The following is a 15,095-nucleotide window of genomic DNA, read 5'->3' as shown; positions in this document are numbered from 1 at the left end:
CCGAAAGGAAAAAATAAACATTAAAAACAGATTATTATGCGAAATTTTATTTTTTACCTATAATATCTATTGTGTGTTTCTGTATAACATGTAAATGTTTTAGACAAAAATTTAAATTGCAAAAATGGGATATGGATTAAATTTTTAGTAGCTGAATATTGAACTAATCATACTAGACGAGGGTAAAATAGTTTTAATGAAAAATATGGTATCTGTTGAGTGGACTTCTGTGACAGGGAAAAATAGGATAAACTTGAACCTTAGTTAATCGCAAATATAATAAAACTATTCGTTATTATTCTAAACATAGGCTACAAATGACCTTACCTTTACACCAAGAATAATTTTATTATATCAATAACTTAAAAATATTAAACTTTGAAAAATACATATTTTAGCTAACGTTAAGTGTCAATTTTTTCGTTTACTGATAACATATAAAAACCGTAATTTGGGTCTCATGACAATATTTACTAAACCTTCACTTCTTCGCATAGAAGATACACCAGAAGCTATATTTTAGACCAGAAATATAATGCTATTATTGGACATAGCATCAAGAAATCACTAAAAATACTTATAACTTTGCCTTTAGAAGAAATTTCTGGATGACTTCTTCTAAAAAAATAAAAAAAAGTGTTCTTGATTTTTCATACGGTTTAAGCGAGTTGTCACCTGACGCCTGGGTCAAGTAATATATCGTATGATCACGTAACCCTTCAAAAAATCTTAATTCTTCAAATAGGAATATAATTTCATTGTAATTAAGACCAGCTATATCATCCTCAAATGACTTGAACTGGCCTGTTGTAGATAAAATTAGTAATTTAGTGTCTTCCTTGTCTGAATTACGAACCACTGTTTCTTCATTTGTTGCTAATACGAAAATATTCGAAGCAATTCTTAATCGATAAGCAAAATATTCTGCAACAATAAATGATGGTCCAATTCCATAAATAATAAGTTTATTACAAGCGCTTAATTTGTACCAAAAGGCTTCAACTAGAGAATTGTCAAAGCTTGAAATGTACTTGGCTATTCTTGCTAATTCATTAGAGTCTTGTCTCTGTTTTATTTGCAATGACTCATCAACTTTAATAAATTCTTTATATTGCTTAAAAGAATCAAAGCCTAACTTCCTAACAAATTTAGATATCTTTGAAGGTGAAACATTGAGCTGATGAGCTAGTTCAGTGATCTTAATACTGCTATTAGACCTAATGTGAAGTTTTGAGTCAGAGAAAATTACCTTTTCTAACGGATTTAAACCAGCGCCATCTACTTTAATCATAAACCCTTCCTTTTTTCAATATCCGACAAGCATCCAGATTTAATTTTAATAGAAACAAGATCTAATATTTATTATTATATTAAGTCAATTCAATTAATTATAAATTCATCGGGTTATTTTAAATAATTATAAAAACAACTTCGGATATTATAGCACCAATAATTATATAAAAAATAGAAAGGTATCAACTTGCTGAGAATAAACCTTATAGCTGACCAAAGCTATATTTAGAGTTTTAAATATCTAATAAAGTTACCTAAAAACCAACTGATATGATAATGTAAAAATTTTTTAACTGATAAAATCCTCAGTTGATGGTTAAAGCTTTAAAATATTACTTAAATCAAAACATCATAATCTTTCTAATAAATTACAATTTTTTAGGTAATCATGCGATTTAATAGATGCAAAAACATGCTCGAATAGCCGTAGTTTTGCATCGTATTAACAGCTAAAATCAAAATAATACTATACTTTTAATCTTTGTTTTGCTCGTTTGCTTAATATAAAACAAGAAATAATTCCTATACTAGACATTACGGCAGTATAACCAAAATACACTTGGTATCCCTTAGCGCCATTTTCAAAATAATCCATGATATAGCCATTAATTAATGGTATAAAAATATCTGGACAGTAGCCAATAACAGAAATGACACCTATAGCAAGCCCTAATTTGCTTTCAGGGATTTTTAAGTTTTCAATAATCGCCCAATAAAGTCCGCGAATCGCATAGGTTAATAACCCAATAAATAAGATAAAGAAAATACATAATCCGACTAATACACTGCCAGGTAAACTCATCATAGGTGTAAAAATCAATGCAATTAAGGCAAGTGAGCTGAGTATTAATGAGGCATTTAATATCTTAACATTACCGAATTTATCTCCAAGGAATCCACCAGCAACCCCACCAACAGGCCTCAACCATAATTTAATTGTGGTGATGGTTCCAGCCATAACCGCTGTGAATCCCCAACCGCCCGATTGTAAGTAACCAGAAAAACTATATGTTGCCCAAAATAAATGATAACCTGAAGAGATGATTATCGCGATTAACCACACTTCTGGTTGTTTGAGGATAAAAATCAAATCTTTTACTAAAGCGCCTGGTTCAGCTTTTGCTTGTTCTTTATCATTATCCGAACCGGTATTTTTTTCATAAAATATTCCAATAAAACATAAAACAGCTAATACAATACAGATCCAAGAGTACATATGAATAACATTAATTAATCCAGCAACAACATTAGTTCCATCAGCTCCAACCGCTATTGAAAATAAAAACAGCGCGATACTAGCCAAGATTGATTCGACTAATCCTCTACCTCCGTCATAAATACCATAAAAACGCCCAGTTGAGTTTTCAAATGAAATTAGTTTGATACGCTTCATCACTGCGCCCCAGAAAGTAAGCCCAGTCGTAACTCCCCAACCTGAATAAATAACTAAAAGCATACTATAACTTGGTAAAGTGCTATACCAAAGGCCTAAAAGCCCAGTACCAAGCAAAGAGATTGTAATTAATTTCATTGGCTTGATACGATCTGCAAGCCAACCACTTGGTGAGTAACTAATAAAAAACAAAAGTCCCATGATTGAGTATAATTCACCTAACTGACCATTAGTTAGTTGAAATGCTTCAAGCATAGTATCTTGATAAATTTGGCGCATATAAAGCATTGGGTAGATTGCACCACCTGCAACAGTTAATAATAGTAGATTTAAATACCTACTACGAGTACTTAATTTTTCACTTTCCATATTCTGATCCCCAAATAAAATATAAAGGTTTTAATCAAAACCAAATTACCCATCGGAATATAGCTCGCAAACACTATTAATTCAGACTTGATTAGTCAAATTAATAATCGATCGATGCTCATCATGATAGAATAGAAAACAGCTAAGACACTTCACTTAAAAATAGGATTTAAATCATTGAAAAATAGATAATCATTCATTAATTCATACAAATTTATATCTAAATATCATAATATTTAGATATAAATTATTTTTAGATTTTCAGACTAATTATTTATTTAGCTTAATTAATAAAGTTATACTCTGTATTATTTTAAACTACACTTGCATTTAAATAAGGATGAGCCATTTCTAAGAATGGATCAGTGTAATTTCTAACTTTAGAAAATACATTTTCATTAACTGATTTATAATAGATATGATTTTGCAAATTAGGCATGTAAACTTTATTGACATGGACCATGTTATTTTTTGCTTGTTCAAAATTGTGAACAATCCCTAAGCCTACAGCAACACACATTGCAGCCCCTAGACAAGCAGAACTACTCGCTTTCATCGTCTGTGTTTTTAATCCAAAAAGATCACAAATAATTTGAACTAAAATATCACTTTTCGAGCCACCACCAATGATTGTTACTTGATTAATATCCATCCCTGTCTCATTTACCATTGAATCAATATTATTTTTAATCGTATAAGCAATTGCTTCTAATATTGATCGATACATATGAAATTTAGTATGACGTTGATCTAGTCCTATCATCATGCCTTTACGGTAGGGTTTATCTGGGGGACTTAACCAATCAAGTATAGTAATTAATCCTTCCGAACCTGGTGGTATTTGTTCAGCAATCCTATTCAAAACATCTTCTTCACTGATTTTTTCAATTTCAGCTAAATGAGTAATTTCGCTTCCTGCTAAGTTTTTGAACCAGCTTACAGTCCACATTCCTCGCCTAATACCTGTACATTCATAAACAAATTTAAAAGGCTCTGAGGCTAACGTTGGAAAAAATGTTTGAGCATTTTCAAAATAACTTTCACGATATACCATTGCTGAAATGAAGGTTCCTAGTGAAATCATTATTTGCCCTTCAGCATTTAATCCAGAACCTAATACTTCTACCGCTTTGTCATTTCCTGTTGCAAAAACTTCAATGTCTGTTTTTAGGCCAAATTTATTAGCCAGCTCCGGTTTTAATTTTCCAAACGATTCCCCTGGCTTAATTAAATCAAATAACTGACTACGTTTAAGTCCACATTGAGCAATTTTATCATCACTTTGCCATTCTAATGTTTGAAAATCCATAGGCCAGTAAACTTCATGATTAGAGCAGCTGTCCTTCCGTTCTCCCGTTAAACGGAATGATAAATAACCTGAAGTGGTCGTAACATGTGAGACTCTGTTATTTGAATGAACATAAGGTTTAGACATCCGCATATCCATCCAGCTAATAACTGGTTCAACTAACGCCCCCTGTTCATCAAGTAGAACTCTGCAACAGCGAATAGTGCATAGCCCAATGCCTAAAATTTCCTCTCGATTACCATCAAATTTTGAGAGGCAATTTTCAATAGCACGCACTAAACTATCCCACAAATCTTCATCAGGGTGATAAACAACACCAGGTTTTGGTGTTTCAGTAGGCCTTAAAAGATCGTTCCCATAGCAAATCTCATTGCCAAACTGATCAAAAATACCTACTTTAGTACTTTGAGAACCGCAATCTATACCCATGAATAATTTATTCATATTATAACCCTATACCATTTGCATTAAATAAAAGCTTTGATGCATATATCATCTGATACATTCTTTACCTAAGCATTACTAGTATCTATAACCAGACAATAGCAATGCTTGGTTAATACTCAAAATTAATTAACTAAATAATTATTTAAAAAAATGTTCAGTATTAGGTTGAGGATAGATACAACCAAAGTTCATAATGCCATTAGGATCAAACGTTTTCTTTAACCCTTCTAAGATGTAGTAAGCACTTCCATGCTCGTCTTTAGTCCATTCATTTCTATATTTACCAATGCCATGGTGATGACACATAGAACCACCAAATTTAAGCGTTTCCTCAACAATTATACGCTGGATAGGGTGATGGTAAGTGCTCATTTCATCACGTGGTTCACAATTGATATTGTAGTTATAAACAAAGTACATATTAGTACCATTAATATAACTATGAGACGAATGTCCACCCAACATAGTGAGGTCTTCGCTACGTGCGAATTCAGTTCTAATACGCTTAATAACGCTATCATAAATTTTAGGAATGTCTTCCCAATTCGCTGAGATTTCCGTAGTGAAACCATCATGCTTACTGTATTTCACCATATCATCAATTTCTTTCTCAATTCTAGCTTGTGACCAGTTAAGATGATTAAACCAATTCTCAATTAAACTTGCATCTACTTGTTTAAGTAAGCCTGACTGATGTGTATTAATGATATCGTTAATACCGTCGAATGTTGCCTCAACAATTTTCGATGGCCCTTCTAACATAAAAATTAAAATACATTTACCTTCATGGAAGTCGCTAAAATGCTGAGCTGCATCTTCCTCTGAATATACTCTTGCTACAGAAGGACGATATCCAGCAGCCATGACATCACGAAGAATTTTAATACCAGATGCCACATCTTTAATTAAATGACCTATGAAACGATTATTTTCAGGATAGTAAGTAAATAGTTTTACAGTGACTTCAGTAATAAAACATAAGGTACCTTCATTACCAATTACTACATGGCGGATGTCAGGGCCACCAGCACGGCGAGGTACATTTTTTATTCTTGATATATGTCCATTTGGAAATACGCATTCAAGACCAACAACCATGTCCTCGATACCACCATACAATGTAGAAAATTGGCCAATACTTCTTGTTGCTACTAAACCACCATATTGAGCAACTGGCTTAGATTGCGGTGAATGTCCTGTTGTGAAACCTAATTTTCTAACTTCATCTTCTAATGTCTGTAAACAGACACCCGCTTGAACGGTAGCTTCCATATTATAAGTATCAATTTTGATAATTTTATTCAATCTTGCTGAGTCCACAACCAGTGTATTGTCTCTCCAGTTTTCAAGCCCGCCCTCAGTTGCGGTTTTACCACTTCTTGCAATCACATTAACATCATTTTCATTACAAAAAGTTAGGATTTTTGCAACGTCTTCTGCACTTTCTGGTAACACTATTGCAGTTGGGATTGGTGAATCTAATTGATTTTTAAATTTGGCATATTTTTTATAGCGGTCTGCAGCTGCATCATAAAGCTTATCATGATCTAAAACGATTTGATCTGCTTTTAATAGTGTGTTTAATGTGTCTAGTGTTGCTTGCTTAGTTAACATAATAAATTTCCTTAAATAGAGTTGAATATTAGATTTAAAATTTTGTTTTGATTTAACGTACGAGGTAGCCACCATCAACCGCAATTACAGATCCGTTTACGTAATTAGACGCATCAGAAGCTAAAAATACAGCAGCGCCCATCAAGTCTGCAATATCACCCCAACGATTAGCGGCGATATGAGACAAAACTCTTGCATTAGCTTCAGGATTAGAGCGAGTTTTCTCAGTAAGAGGTGTGGCAAAATAACCTGGAGCAATTGCAGTAACTTGTATGTTGAATTGTGCTAGTTCATCACAATATGCCTTAGTTAATCCTACAATCCCATGTTTTGTAGATGCATAGGCAGGTGACCATTGCCCACCTAAATATGAAAACATTGATGCAATATTTATAATCTTGCCACTTTTTTGTGGAATCATATACTTAGCCACTTCATGAGACATTTCAAATGCCGCTGTGAGATTGACAGAGATCATTTTGTCCCACTGAACTCTAGTGAATTTCAATACATCCGGCTCATTGATGCAGATACCAGCATTATTGACTAAAATATCAACTTTACCAAAATGGTCTACAACACTTTCTACAGCTGTCTTTGGGAATCCTTCCTTGGTAATATCTCCAAGTACAAAATGATACCCCACGCCACATTCAGTCACTAAACGCTCCGTTTCACCATCATCATCTGCCATGGCTACAACAGCTATGTTTGCACCAGCTTTTGCAAATGCAATGCTGTAAGCTTGGCCAAGACCACTATTCCCGCCAGTAATCAATGCTGTTTTACCTTTTAAGGAAAATAAGTCCATACTGAATGCCTTTACTTGTTCTAACATTTTTACCACCCCTAATTTAGTTTTTTAACTTTACTAGTTCATACACTGCATCTAAAACGGAAAATTTTTCCATAAAATAACAAATAAAGAAATAAAATGGAAAATATTGTTGTAATCTACCATTTTTTCCATTTTTTTATAAGACATAGATCACATTTTTAACAATTTTAAGCGAAACGAGTAACAAAAAAACCTATATAAAGAATTAACCTATTGAATTTAAATTACAATAACTAAGTAATGAAGTAAAAAAATGTTTTTACCCTTCTAACTGCATCATTTTGCTAACAAGATTATAAATGACCTAACTCAACTCATTTATTGCTTAAGTTTTTCCATGACACATCTAAAATGGAAAATTTCTTGGATAAGTACCACACCAATGGACCATTTTTACATGGGCAAATCAGCACTTAAATTAGATAAAGGTTAAATTTTCAGCACAAATATGCTTAATTAAATTTAATTTTCAAATTTAAATTATGTCAAGGTAGCGAAAAATTTCACTCATAATTTTTAACTAGAATTAAGCAAGCGGATTATCAATACATTTATTTAAATAAATATTACAAAACAATAGTAATATTCAACCATATTATTTTACAAACAATAATATTCTCCATTCATTATTTTCTATTTAATATCTCTCTGAAAACCTAATTTTGATTAAACATCAATTTACAATAATTATAATTCAGAATAATTATTACCAGTTAAAAAATCAAGATGTTTATATAGTTATATGATAAACACACACATATTACTTTGAATATCTAACTAGTCTAAAACAGCAAGAATAAAATATATAACTATAAAATAACACAATACAAAATTTATTTATTTTTTTGCTTATATGTTTGCAGCTATAGCTATATCAAAATTTTCACATTAATAAAAATGGTGCATATACCACAAATCGAATGTAAATTGGGTAATGATTTTGATAATAATGTGTGTTTAAATGTTTTTACTTTACCAAATCGAGAAAATTTAACTAAAATATTGATTTAAAAGAAATAATAATAAGACGCAAATAAAAACATCACAACTGATAAAAAGATAAACTGTCAAATTGAAGATAATAAACATTTTTGCTTTTTTTCGCTTTATAATAGAATCTAGTTTAAACAATGGAGAGAAACTTAACATTTTTTAATCTTTGCAATTCTTTTATAAGAATTCATTAGATAAGATTGTTAATTCACTGAATATGTTTATGAGTATATTCACTTTCCATTACAGGTTTTTGCCTTATATGGGATAATCCTTACGGATTATTTTTTGTATATGCTTGATGATTAAATCTGCATCGCAGGATGTATGTTTAATTTGGAAAATATAATTTGAAATGTACATATCTTAAGAAGTACGTTTCACGAACTAAATTAAAAGGAAGTTAAAATGAATATTCAACAAGAAATTAGTGATTTGAACTTAGAGTATTTTTTACTGATTCAAAAAATGACAAAAGATAATCCAGATGATGCAATAAAGCTTTTTAATCTTACTAAATCACAAGTAGCATTATTTTCGACATTTACTAATGAACAATTACTCACTTTATCGCAAAGTAGCATACTGCTTTTAGTACCTACTCTTACAGAGCATGACTTAAAGAATATGCTTGCAAATTATTCTCATTTAAAATTTAAATGAGAAAATTAATGAATTCAAATCCTCATTTTGAATTCATCATACGGAACTGATGAAGTGGCTAAGTGTTGATTACAAGCTTAGCTCCTTTATAAGTTCTAATTTTAAATCAATCTGTTAACCTAAAAAAGGAATTTATGGAAACTCAAAACCAGCTAGCAATTTTCAACTTAAAGTATATGCATTTACTTCGTTCAATTAGTATAGCCGATATCGATCAAGCTGTTCTACGCTGCCCTTTACCAAGAAGTGTTATCGTTAAGCTTTCAACGCTTAGTAACTCTCAATTAGACCATATCATCCAAAGCCCTTTTCTACATTATAAGGTATTACTTCCTACTAAAGACATTGATCTCTTTTTTAGAAAAGAAACTTTAACCTTATGGCGATTAAAATGTGTCAATAATCTGCTCAGACCGAGCATGGATGATTTACCTAAAAAAAGTAGCCACTTTGAAAAATAAGATTTAACATCAACAATATATATAATTTAAAAAAGAGAAGGATCAAATGAAAAATAAAAAAACTAAAACACCATACAAAAAAGATTTATCTTATAACCCTGACAAATTAGCTAAATCAAAAATTTCGAGAATCAACATTCAGTATGAAGCAATTAAGTTTCTAAAAGCGGGTATCAAAATTACCATTATAGCCAGTTCATTAGATATTTCACTTACTCATTTAAGGGATTTTTTTAGAGGTATCTTTTCAGAAAGCCCTAAAGGAGGCCAAATGCCAACGATTGAATCATTATTAAGCACTCAAAGTCGCCAAATAGAAGCGGCAATTTTCCTAGAAATCTACATCAAGTTTGCACAGTCAGATTATAAATCAATAGATTTAAATAATTTAATCAAAAGCTATAATTGTTACGAAGAAATACGAACTGTACTTAATTTAGACAAAACTCCTAAATGGAAAAAATTTGACATAAATGAAGCATGGGTTATTGCCAAAGGATTGATCAGCAGAAGAATTATCTTCAGGCGTTGCTCAAGTGGTTGTGCTTATATTGAAGCTAGTGAACAATCCACAAAATTAGAATGCCCCCACTGCAAGCTAACAAACACTACCAAAAAAAAGTTAACTAAGTGATCTGTTACTGAAATATCATAACAGTCTCAACATTCAATTTTTTTAAAAAGGACAAATAGCCAAGCGCTTTTTGTCCTTTCTGATGCGTTTATTCTCTATGAGTTTTCATATTATACGCTCGAATATCAATAAGCTCATTACGCGCATTTTGACCAGATAGTGACGCCTCCATAATCATACCAACTTGTTTGTTAACTAAAGCCTGCGTGTTTTCATTTTGCTCAGGATAACTTTCAACTATTTTATCTCTTAAACTGATAATTTCATCAGACCACGTACTTGGTTCTTGGCTATGAAAAACCCGATTAAAAATTCCCTCATTAAAAGATTCAGCAAAAACCTGGCTTTGCAGTCTAGTTAATCCCATTGCAATTCCCTCTTGATATGCTGATAATTTGAATTCATTAGCATATTTATCTAAATAAGGACCAAGTTGATTATGTTTTGCAGCTCCTCCTAATCCGGCCATAATTGCCTCAACACGTGTTCCCCAGTTTAAATCTGGCGCGCCATTATGATTGGACTCCTGATATGCTTGAGTAAATGCCTCTAAAGGGTTATTCATTTCAATACCGGCGTTTAAAGCCGATTTTAACCCAGTCCATGTTGCTTCAGATGCTATTGCACTGGTATGTAAAATCCCTCTTGAATCGGTATCATTCAGTGCTTTTTGATAATAAGTTTTGTAATCATTTCCTAAATTATTCAGGGCATGAGTTGCTGCATTTGTATAGTTTAAATTTGCTTTTCCTATTGTATCGATTGCATTAAAAAACTGACTGGATTTACTAACTCCTTGTTGATTTGAAAGTATGTTATCAGTCAAAACCTTCTCTATCATTGCATCACCAGCCTGTCCGTACAAACTGTGATTATCATTCACTCGTTTATTACTAATATGTTGAAATGCTTGCAGTTCATTTTCTCTAACACTAAAGTCCTTTGCATAATTATCTGAACTATTTGCATATTGAGATTGGAGCTGATTAGTGCCTGTTAGATCTGGGCTTAAATTAGCTTGTATCTCTGACGTTTGCTTACCTATCGTAGGAATATTTGCCATTTGCCTATGTGTATTCGGATGGTTAATCGTTGCTCGGGTTGAAGTTGCCATCCCCATAATATTGAGTGCTGCTTGATTATCATTATCCCGCTCTGCAGGATTATGTGATTGGTCATAAGATAATGCTTCAAGTGAAGCTGCAACATACGCTTGATTATCATCTGATAAAAGAGATTGATAAAGCGGAAGCTGTGAACGCATTCTCCCTGCAGCTTCAGGATGGTCTGTCATATATTGATTCAAATAATCAATAACATGTGAGTTACTTGCTGCTAATTTTGTTAAGGTTGCACCATCTGTTTGTTTTTGGCCTTGCATCGATAAACTTGTTTGTGCTATTTGAGTAACGCGTTTTGATGCACTTTGCAAATCTTGGGCTGATTTAACTAATTTAGATTCATCTTGTTGATTAATCAGATTAGAAATACCTGAACGACTACCTCGGCTAATATCTTTACTCATTGCATGCATAAAATCACTCTTGATACTATCACTAGTAGAAAGATTAGTGAGCTCGCCAATTAATAACTGCGCTGATTTAGCCTGACCGACACTTTCCATTGATTCAGCTTGCCCTGCTAGTCCTGTTTTTAGTCCAAGGCTAGGTTTATTTTTGCTGCCAAAAAATTCAGATAGTGACATTTCAGTTTGACCATTTTCTCTGTTAATCACATTTCCATTCTTACCTATAGATAAGTTACCTGATAGTACTCCCGTTACAAGTCCCCTTACCGCAGATTGCTTATCGTCACTAAAACCATACCGAGTCTGAAAATCATCAGCTATTTTATTTACCATATCTGAAGATTCAGATTGACTTGAACGGATAGACTCCCCAATTGAACTTAAAGAATCAATGGTATGTGAAGAGCTAAATCCTTTACTTAAAGACTGCCCTAATTGATGAGAAAATTGTGTTGTTGCCTGCATCAATTCTTCGTTTGCTGCACTATTGATATTAGACATGGCGTGATTGACTGAAAATTGGCTCATCAATTGATCGCTACCATTTTTCATGGTACCAGTAAGAGAGCCTGTTTGATACAGTGATTGAGTTTGGGTAACAGGTGCAATGCTTGCTAAATCTGGCGTCAAAATTTTCTCATCAATTGTATCACTATTTTGTAATCTTCCTGCAAGATGGGTTGCTGTAACTGATGAACCATATACTAACATTAATGCAATGGCAGGCACGCTAGAAGCTAACATTCCACCTGTAGCAATCCAAGTTTGTAGCAGGCTATCTAATGTTTGCATACCCGAAAAGGATGAGAACTGAAAATCAGCTTGATTAATTAATGCACTCATTTTTCGATTGACACTAAGGTGTATGTAGAGATTAATAATTGCTAAAAGTGGCATCCAAAGCTGAATCCAAAGTAGCATAACCAAATATTTACAGGTCATATTAATTCCAAAGGAACCAAGTGCGATAACAAATCCCATTAAAGGTGTAATCGCGTAAATGAATCCTTCGAAAAAGGTCATCATAGGTCTAACGATATTATTAAATAGCTGAGCTTCAGCAGCCCATTGAGTATTACGTTGCAAAATAGCTTGATTAATCATAACCGCGCTTGTAAAAGCTTGTTCATCTTGATATTTACCAACTGCAGCTTGCTCATAAATAGGTAAAAGAATAGATGCTGCCATAAAATTTTGTATGCTGATTGTACTTAGTCCTAAATGATTTAAAGATGACCGGATAATGCTATCAACATCAAAACTTGGCTGCTGACTCAAATTTGCTGCTAGTAACTCTTTCAATTTTGGAATAAATTCACTTTCAGTCATAGCTTTAAGTGCTGCATATGCTTCAGAACAATCCATCAACTCTTGCCTATTTGACATAATAATTTCGGTACCATATACCTTGGAATCAAATTTTACAGCCTCTATGGGTGAAGGGTGGTTCATTATGCTTGCTAATGACAGTTGTCCAATATCGACTCCAATTAAAGTGCATTCCTTAAGATAGTTATACCAGGAGAGTTCCATATCGCCAATTGAAAATTTATTTGCTACCTGCATATTAACTTGTTTATATAATGCTGTACGTACTTCAATCAAAGCTTCTAAACTTGAAGCAAAGCCATATTGAGTCATCGTTGGTGTAGAGAAGGCTTGTTCAAATAACTCTGTTAATCCAAACCCTATCTTTGATACAATCGCTCCGACAGATGCCACTCCTATAGGAACATTATCAACAACTTGAACATGTCCAGTATAGACATCTTCAATCACCACTTTACTTGTGGGGCCAAAGCTAATAGCAAAAACTATCCAAGCTATAAGCAATTGACTGAAATCTATCCCCTTACCAACATTTAAGATAGATTTAAACGCAATAAAAATCACTCCAATTAAAAAGCCAATCTTTACTAATGTGATAAAATCACCTGTTCCAGTCAACATTGCAACTGCGTTTAATACCTGAGCAAGAAAAGCACTATCACCTATTGAATAGATATGCCACATTTATGCCTCTGCCAAGTTAATTGAAACATTAACATAACGTTTATGCGGGAGTAATTGGAGAAGTTGGTTATAGTGCTGAATAATATCTTGCTCTGTCCCAAATCTCATTATCAGTGTTTGATAAGACTCACTAATTAAAATTTCTATTCTATCAAGTTCATTTTGCAATAATTTTTGGTATGCATGATTGTCTAAACTAGCGGTATCTCTAACGCTTTTCATCATGTCGCTGATAAGTCTGTATGAGAGTTCAAGTGCAATAATGGGTGCGGCCCTCTGTGCAAAACTTCTAGCTGCACCTTCATTAATGGCACTTAAGGTTCTAATCATAGTACCTATATGAGCAGGTGCAACAGCCATAAAAGATTTTTCTTCTTCCGTTAACACCATGTCATTATGAGCAAATTTAAAAATTATCCCAGCTTTAGTGCTATTACCAATTAGTAATGTCGTCACTTTAGATGATAACCCTTCAATGTTCATGTGTGTGAGTATAGGATGCAAGCATCCATTTTGATCATAGTCATCGCACTGATAGAGCGTCACTTCACCCCCCATTAATAAATCCTCTAAAGTCAACTGCTGTCCCGGCAATTTTGTTAATTTAGGAGTTTGACCTAAATTATCTGGAGCAGATTCTAATGGTCCTACGATTAATGAGCCTGTAACAGACATAATTGCCTCTAGTAACGGCTCATCTCCTGAGCTAAACCAATTTTCCACTTGATTATTTTTAAGTGCTCGCCAAACCAAATTTCCCATAATCGCCTGTGCAATTGATTTAGAACTATTCTCCTGTATATGTTCATATGAATTTTTTCCAGATGATGTTGACCATGTTGTAAAAACATCCCCTACTCCCTCTGTTAAGCCTAAAAGACTTGCCTCGCTTTGTCCTTTTAACTGAAAAGCACCGATTGAATCATTGACAATGCCTTGAGCTAACTGACATGACTGCCCAAAATATTCATTTAATTGCTGTACTTTTTTTTGTAAAGTTTCAATATGCTGAGAGCACTTTTCGCACATTGCACTTAAAGCGAGCTGAAAAGCATATCCTTTTGCATTTGAGGCTACGGATCTCAGTAATTGAACAAACTGATCTGCATTAATATACGATAGACTTCCAGCGAACATATCTATGCCCCCACATCCAGCTTGTGCAGAGGGAGGCACGAATGAAACAAGGTTGGTATCCATTAATTTATGCCTAGAAACTACGCTTCCCCCTGTTATAACACCTCGCCTTTGTGTTTCAAAAACACCTGGCGCTGTAATATTAGTCATTGTCCCAAACAATCTCTCCATTTGATGTTCTACATTTGCTAATACCGAGAAACTAGGCATTATAGTAATGATGAAACTCAAGCTAATCACCCGAATATATCGATAGGAAGTAAACTGTTTCACAGCCTTGGCATCTTTACCCAAATGTTTAGTTATTAGTTTACCTAGGACAAACCACTTACTCTTGCAATTAAAAATCTTAATTTTTATAGGCATGATTGCCTCCTCTACTGTAAAATTTAAACTTGAATAT

At 33.2% G+C, this 15,095-nt stretch carries 10 protein-coding genes; 3 read left to right on the top strand and 7 right to left on the bottom strand.

Annotated features, from left to right (window positions below):
- Nucleotides 1-577: 577 nt before the first annotated feature.
- The 5 genes from BMW37_RS09065 to BMW37_RS09045 all read right to left on the bottom strand — a co-directional run bounded on the left by BMW37_RS09065 (nt 578) and on the right by BMW37_RS09045 (nt 7,236).
- Nucleotides 578-1,291: a MurR/RpiR family transcriptional regulator gene (locus BMW37_RS09065; RefSeq protein WP_093319972.1), complete on the bottom strand. Its 714-nt coding sequence runs from the start codon at nt 1,289-1,291 to the stop codon at nt 578-580.
- Nucleotides 1,292-1,759: 468 nt separating this feature from the next.
- Nucleotides 1,760-3,055: an MFS transporter gene (locus tag BMW37_RS09060; protein ID WP_093319968.1), complete on the bottom strand. Its 1,296-nt coding sequence runs from the start codon at nt 3,053-3,055 to the stop codon at nt 1,760-1,762.
- Between the two features lie 313 nt (nt 3,056-3,368).
- On the bottom strand, nt 3,369-4,808 hold the full coding sequence (locus tag BMW37_RS09055) for an FGGY-family carbohydrate kinase (RefSeq protein ID WP_093319965.1): 1,440 nt from the start codon (nt 4,806-4,808) through the stop codon (nt 3,369-3,371).
- A gap of 141 nt (nt 4,809-4,949) precedes the next feature.
- Nucleotides 4,950-6,425 carry an FAD-binding oxidoreductase gene (locus BMW37_RS09050; RefSeq protein ID WP_093319962.1) on the bottom strand — a complete coding sequence of 492 codons (1,476 nt, stop codon included), beginning with the start codon at nt 6,423-6,425 and terminating at the stop codon, nt 4,950-4,952.
- A gap of 52 nt (nt 6,426-6,477) precedes the next feature.
- Nucleotides 6,478-7,236: an SDR family oxidoreductase gene (locus BMW37_RS09045; RefSeq protein WP_218139504.1), complete on the bottom strand. Its 759-nt coding sequence runs from the start codon at nt 7,234-7,236 to the stop codon at nt 6,478-6,480.
- A 1,428-nt stretch (nt 7,237-8,664) separates the two neighbouring features.
- On the opposite strand from BMW37_RS09045, the gene BMW37_RS09040 reads away from it, so the two are divergent.
- The 3 genes from BMW37_RS09040 (at nt 8,665) to BMW37_RS09030 (ending at nt 10,014) form a co-directional block, all read left to right on the top strand.
- Nucleotides 8,665-8,919, top strand: a complete 255-nt coding sequence (locus BMW37_RS09040) for a flagellar transcriptional regulator FlhD (protein WP_093319957.1) — start codon at nt 8,665-8,667, stop codon at nt 8,917-8,919.
- 134 nt (nt 8,920-9,053) lie between these two features.
- Nucleotides 9,054-9,380, top strand: coding sequence for a hypothetical protein (locus BMW37_RS09035; RefSeq protein ID WP_093319953.1), 327 nt, complete (start codon nt 9,054-9,056; stop codon nt 9,378-9,380).
- Between the two features lie 46 nt (nt 9,381-9,426).
- Nucleotides 9,427-10,014 (top strand): FlhC family transcriptional regulator, encoded by a 588-nt coding sequence (locus BMW37_RS09030; RefSeq protein ID WP_093319950.1) that lies wholly within the window; start codon nt 9,427-9,429, stop codon nt 10,012-10,014.
- A gap of 88 nt (nt 10,015-10,102) precedes the next feature.
- Here BMW37_RS09030 and BMW37_RS09025 read toward each other — a convergent pair whose 3' ends face one another.
- Together BMW37_RS09025 and BMW37_RS09020 are read right to left on the bottom strand one after the other, a co-directional pair.
- Complete coding sequence (locus BMW37_RS09025) at nt 10,103-13,555, bottom strand: conjugal transfer protein TraG N-terminal domain-containing protein (protein WP_093319947.1); 3,453 nt, start codon at nt 13,553-13,555, stop codon at nt 10,103-10,105.
- On the bottom strand, nt 13,556-15,058 hold the full coding sequence (locus BMW37_RS09020; protein ID WP_425441780.1) for a conjugal transfer protein TraH: 1,503 nt from the start codon (nt 15,056-15,058) through the stop codon (nt 13,556-13,558). It abuts the gene before it with no gap.
- Between the last annotated feature and the right edge of the window lie 37 nt (nt 15,059-15,095).

Origin of the sequence: Thorsellia anophelis DSM 18579 (assembly GCF_900111395.1) — a bacterium.
In the GTDB taxonomy this organism is placed as follows: Bacteria; Pseudomonadota; Gammaproteobacteria; order Enterobacterales; family Thorselliaceae; genus Thorsellia; species Thorsellia anophelis.
Note: the sequence above shows the minus strand (reverse complement) of the source record. Positions and strands in the feature narration are given on the sequence as shown.

Excerpts from the sequence above, each read along its gene's own strand:
- BMW37_RS09065 (WP_093319972.1), bottom strand. The coding sequence starts at position 1,291 with ATGATTAAAGTAGATGGCGCTGGTTTAAATCCGTTAGAAAAGGTAATT.
- BMW37_RS09060 (WP_093319968.1), bottom strand. The coding sequence starts at position 3,055 with ATGGAAAGTGAAAAATTAAGTACTCGTAGTAGGTATTTAAATCTACTA.
- BMW37_RS09055 (WP_093319965.1), bottom strand. The coding sequence starts at position 4,808 with ATGAATAAATTATTCATGGGTATAGATTGCGGTTCTCAAAGTACTAAA.
- BMW37_RS09050 (WP_093319962.1), bottom strand. The coding sequence starts at position 6,425 with ATGTTAACTAAGCAAGCAACACTAGACACATTAAACACACTATTAAAA.
- BMW37_RS09045 (WP_218139504.1), bottom strand. The coding sequence starts at position 7,236 with ATGGACTTATTTTCCTTAAAAGGTAAAACAGCATTGATTACTGGCGGG.
- BMW37_RS09040 (WP_093319957.1), top strand. The coding sequence starts at position 8,665 with ATGAATATTCAACAAGAAATTAGTGATTTGAACTTAGAGTATTTTTTA.
- BMW37_RS09035 (WP_093319953.1), top strand. The coding sequence starts at position 9,054 with ATGGAAACTCAAAACCAGCTAGCAATTTTCAACTTAAAGTATATGCAT.
- BMW37_RS09030 (WP_093319950.1), top strand. The coding sequence starts at position 9,427 with ATGAAAAATAAAAAAACTAAAACACCATACAAAAAAGATTTATCTTAT.
- BMW37_RS09025 (WP_093319947.1), bottom strand. The coding sequence starts at position 13,555 with ATGTGGCATATCTATTCAATAGGTGATAGTGCTTTTCTTGCTCAGGTA.
- BMW37_RS09020 (WP_425441780.1), bottom strand. The coding sequence starts at position 15,058 with ATGCCTATAAAAATTAAGATTTTTAATTGCAAGAGTAAGTGGTTTGTC.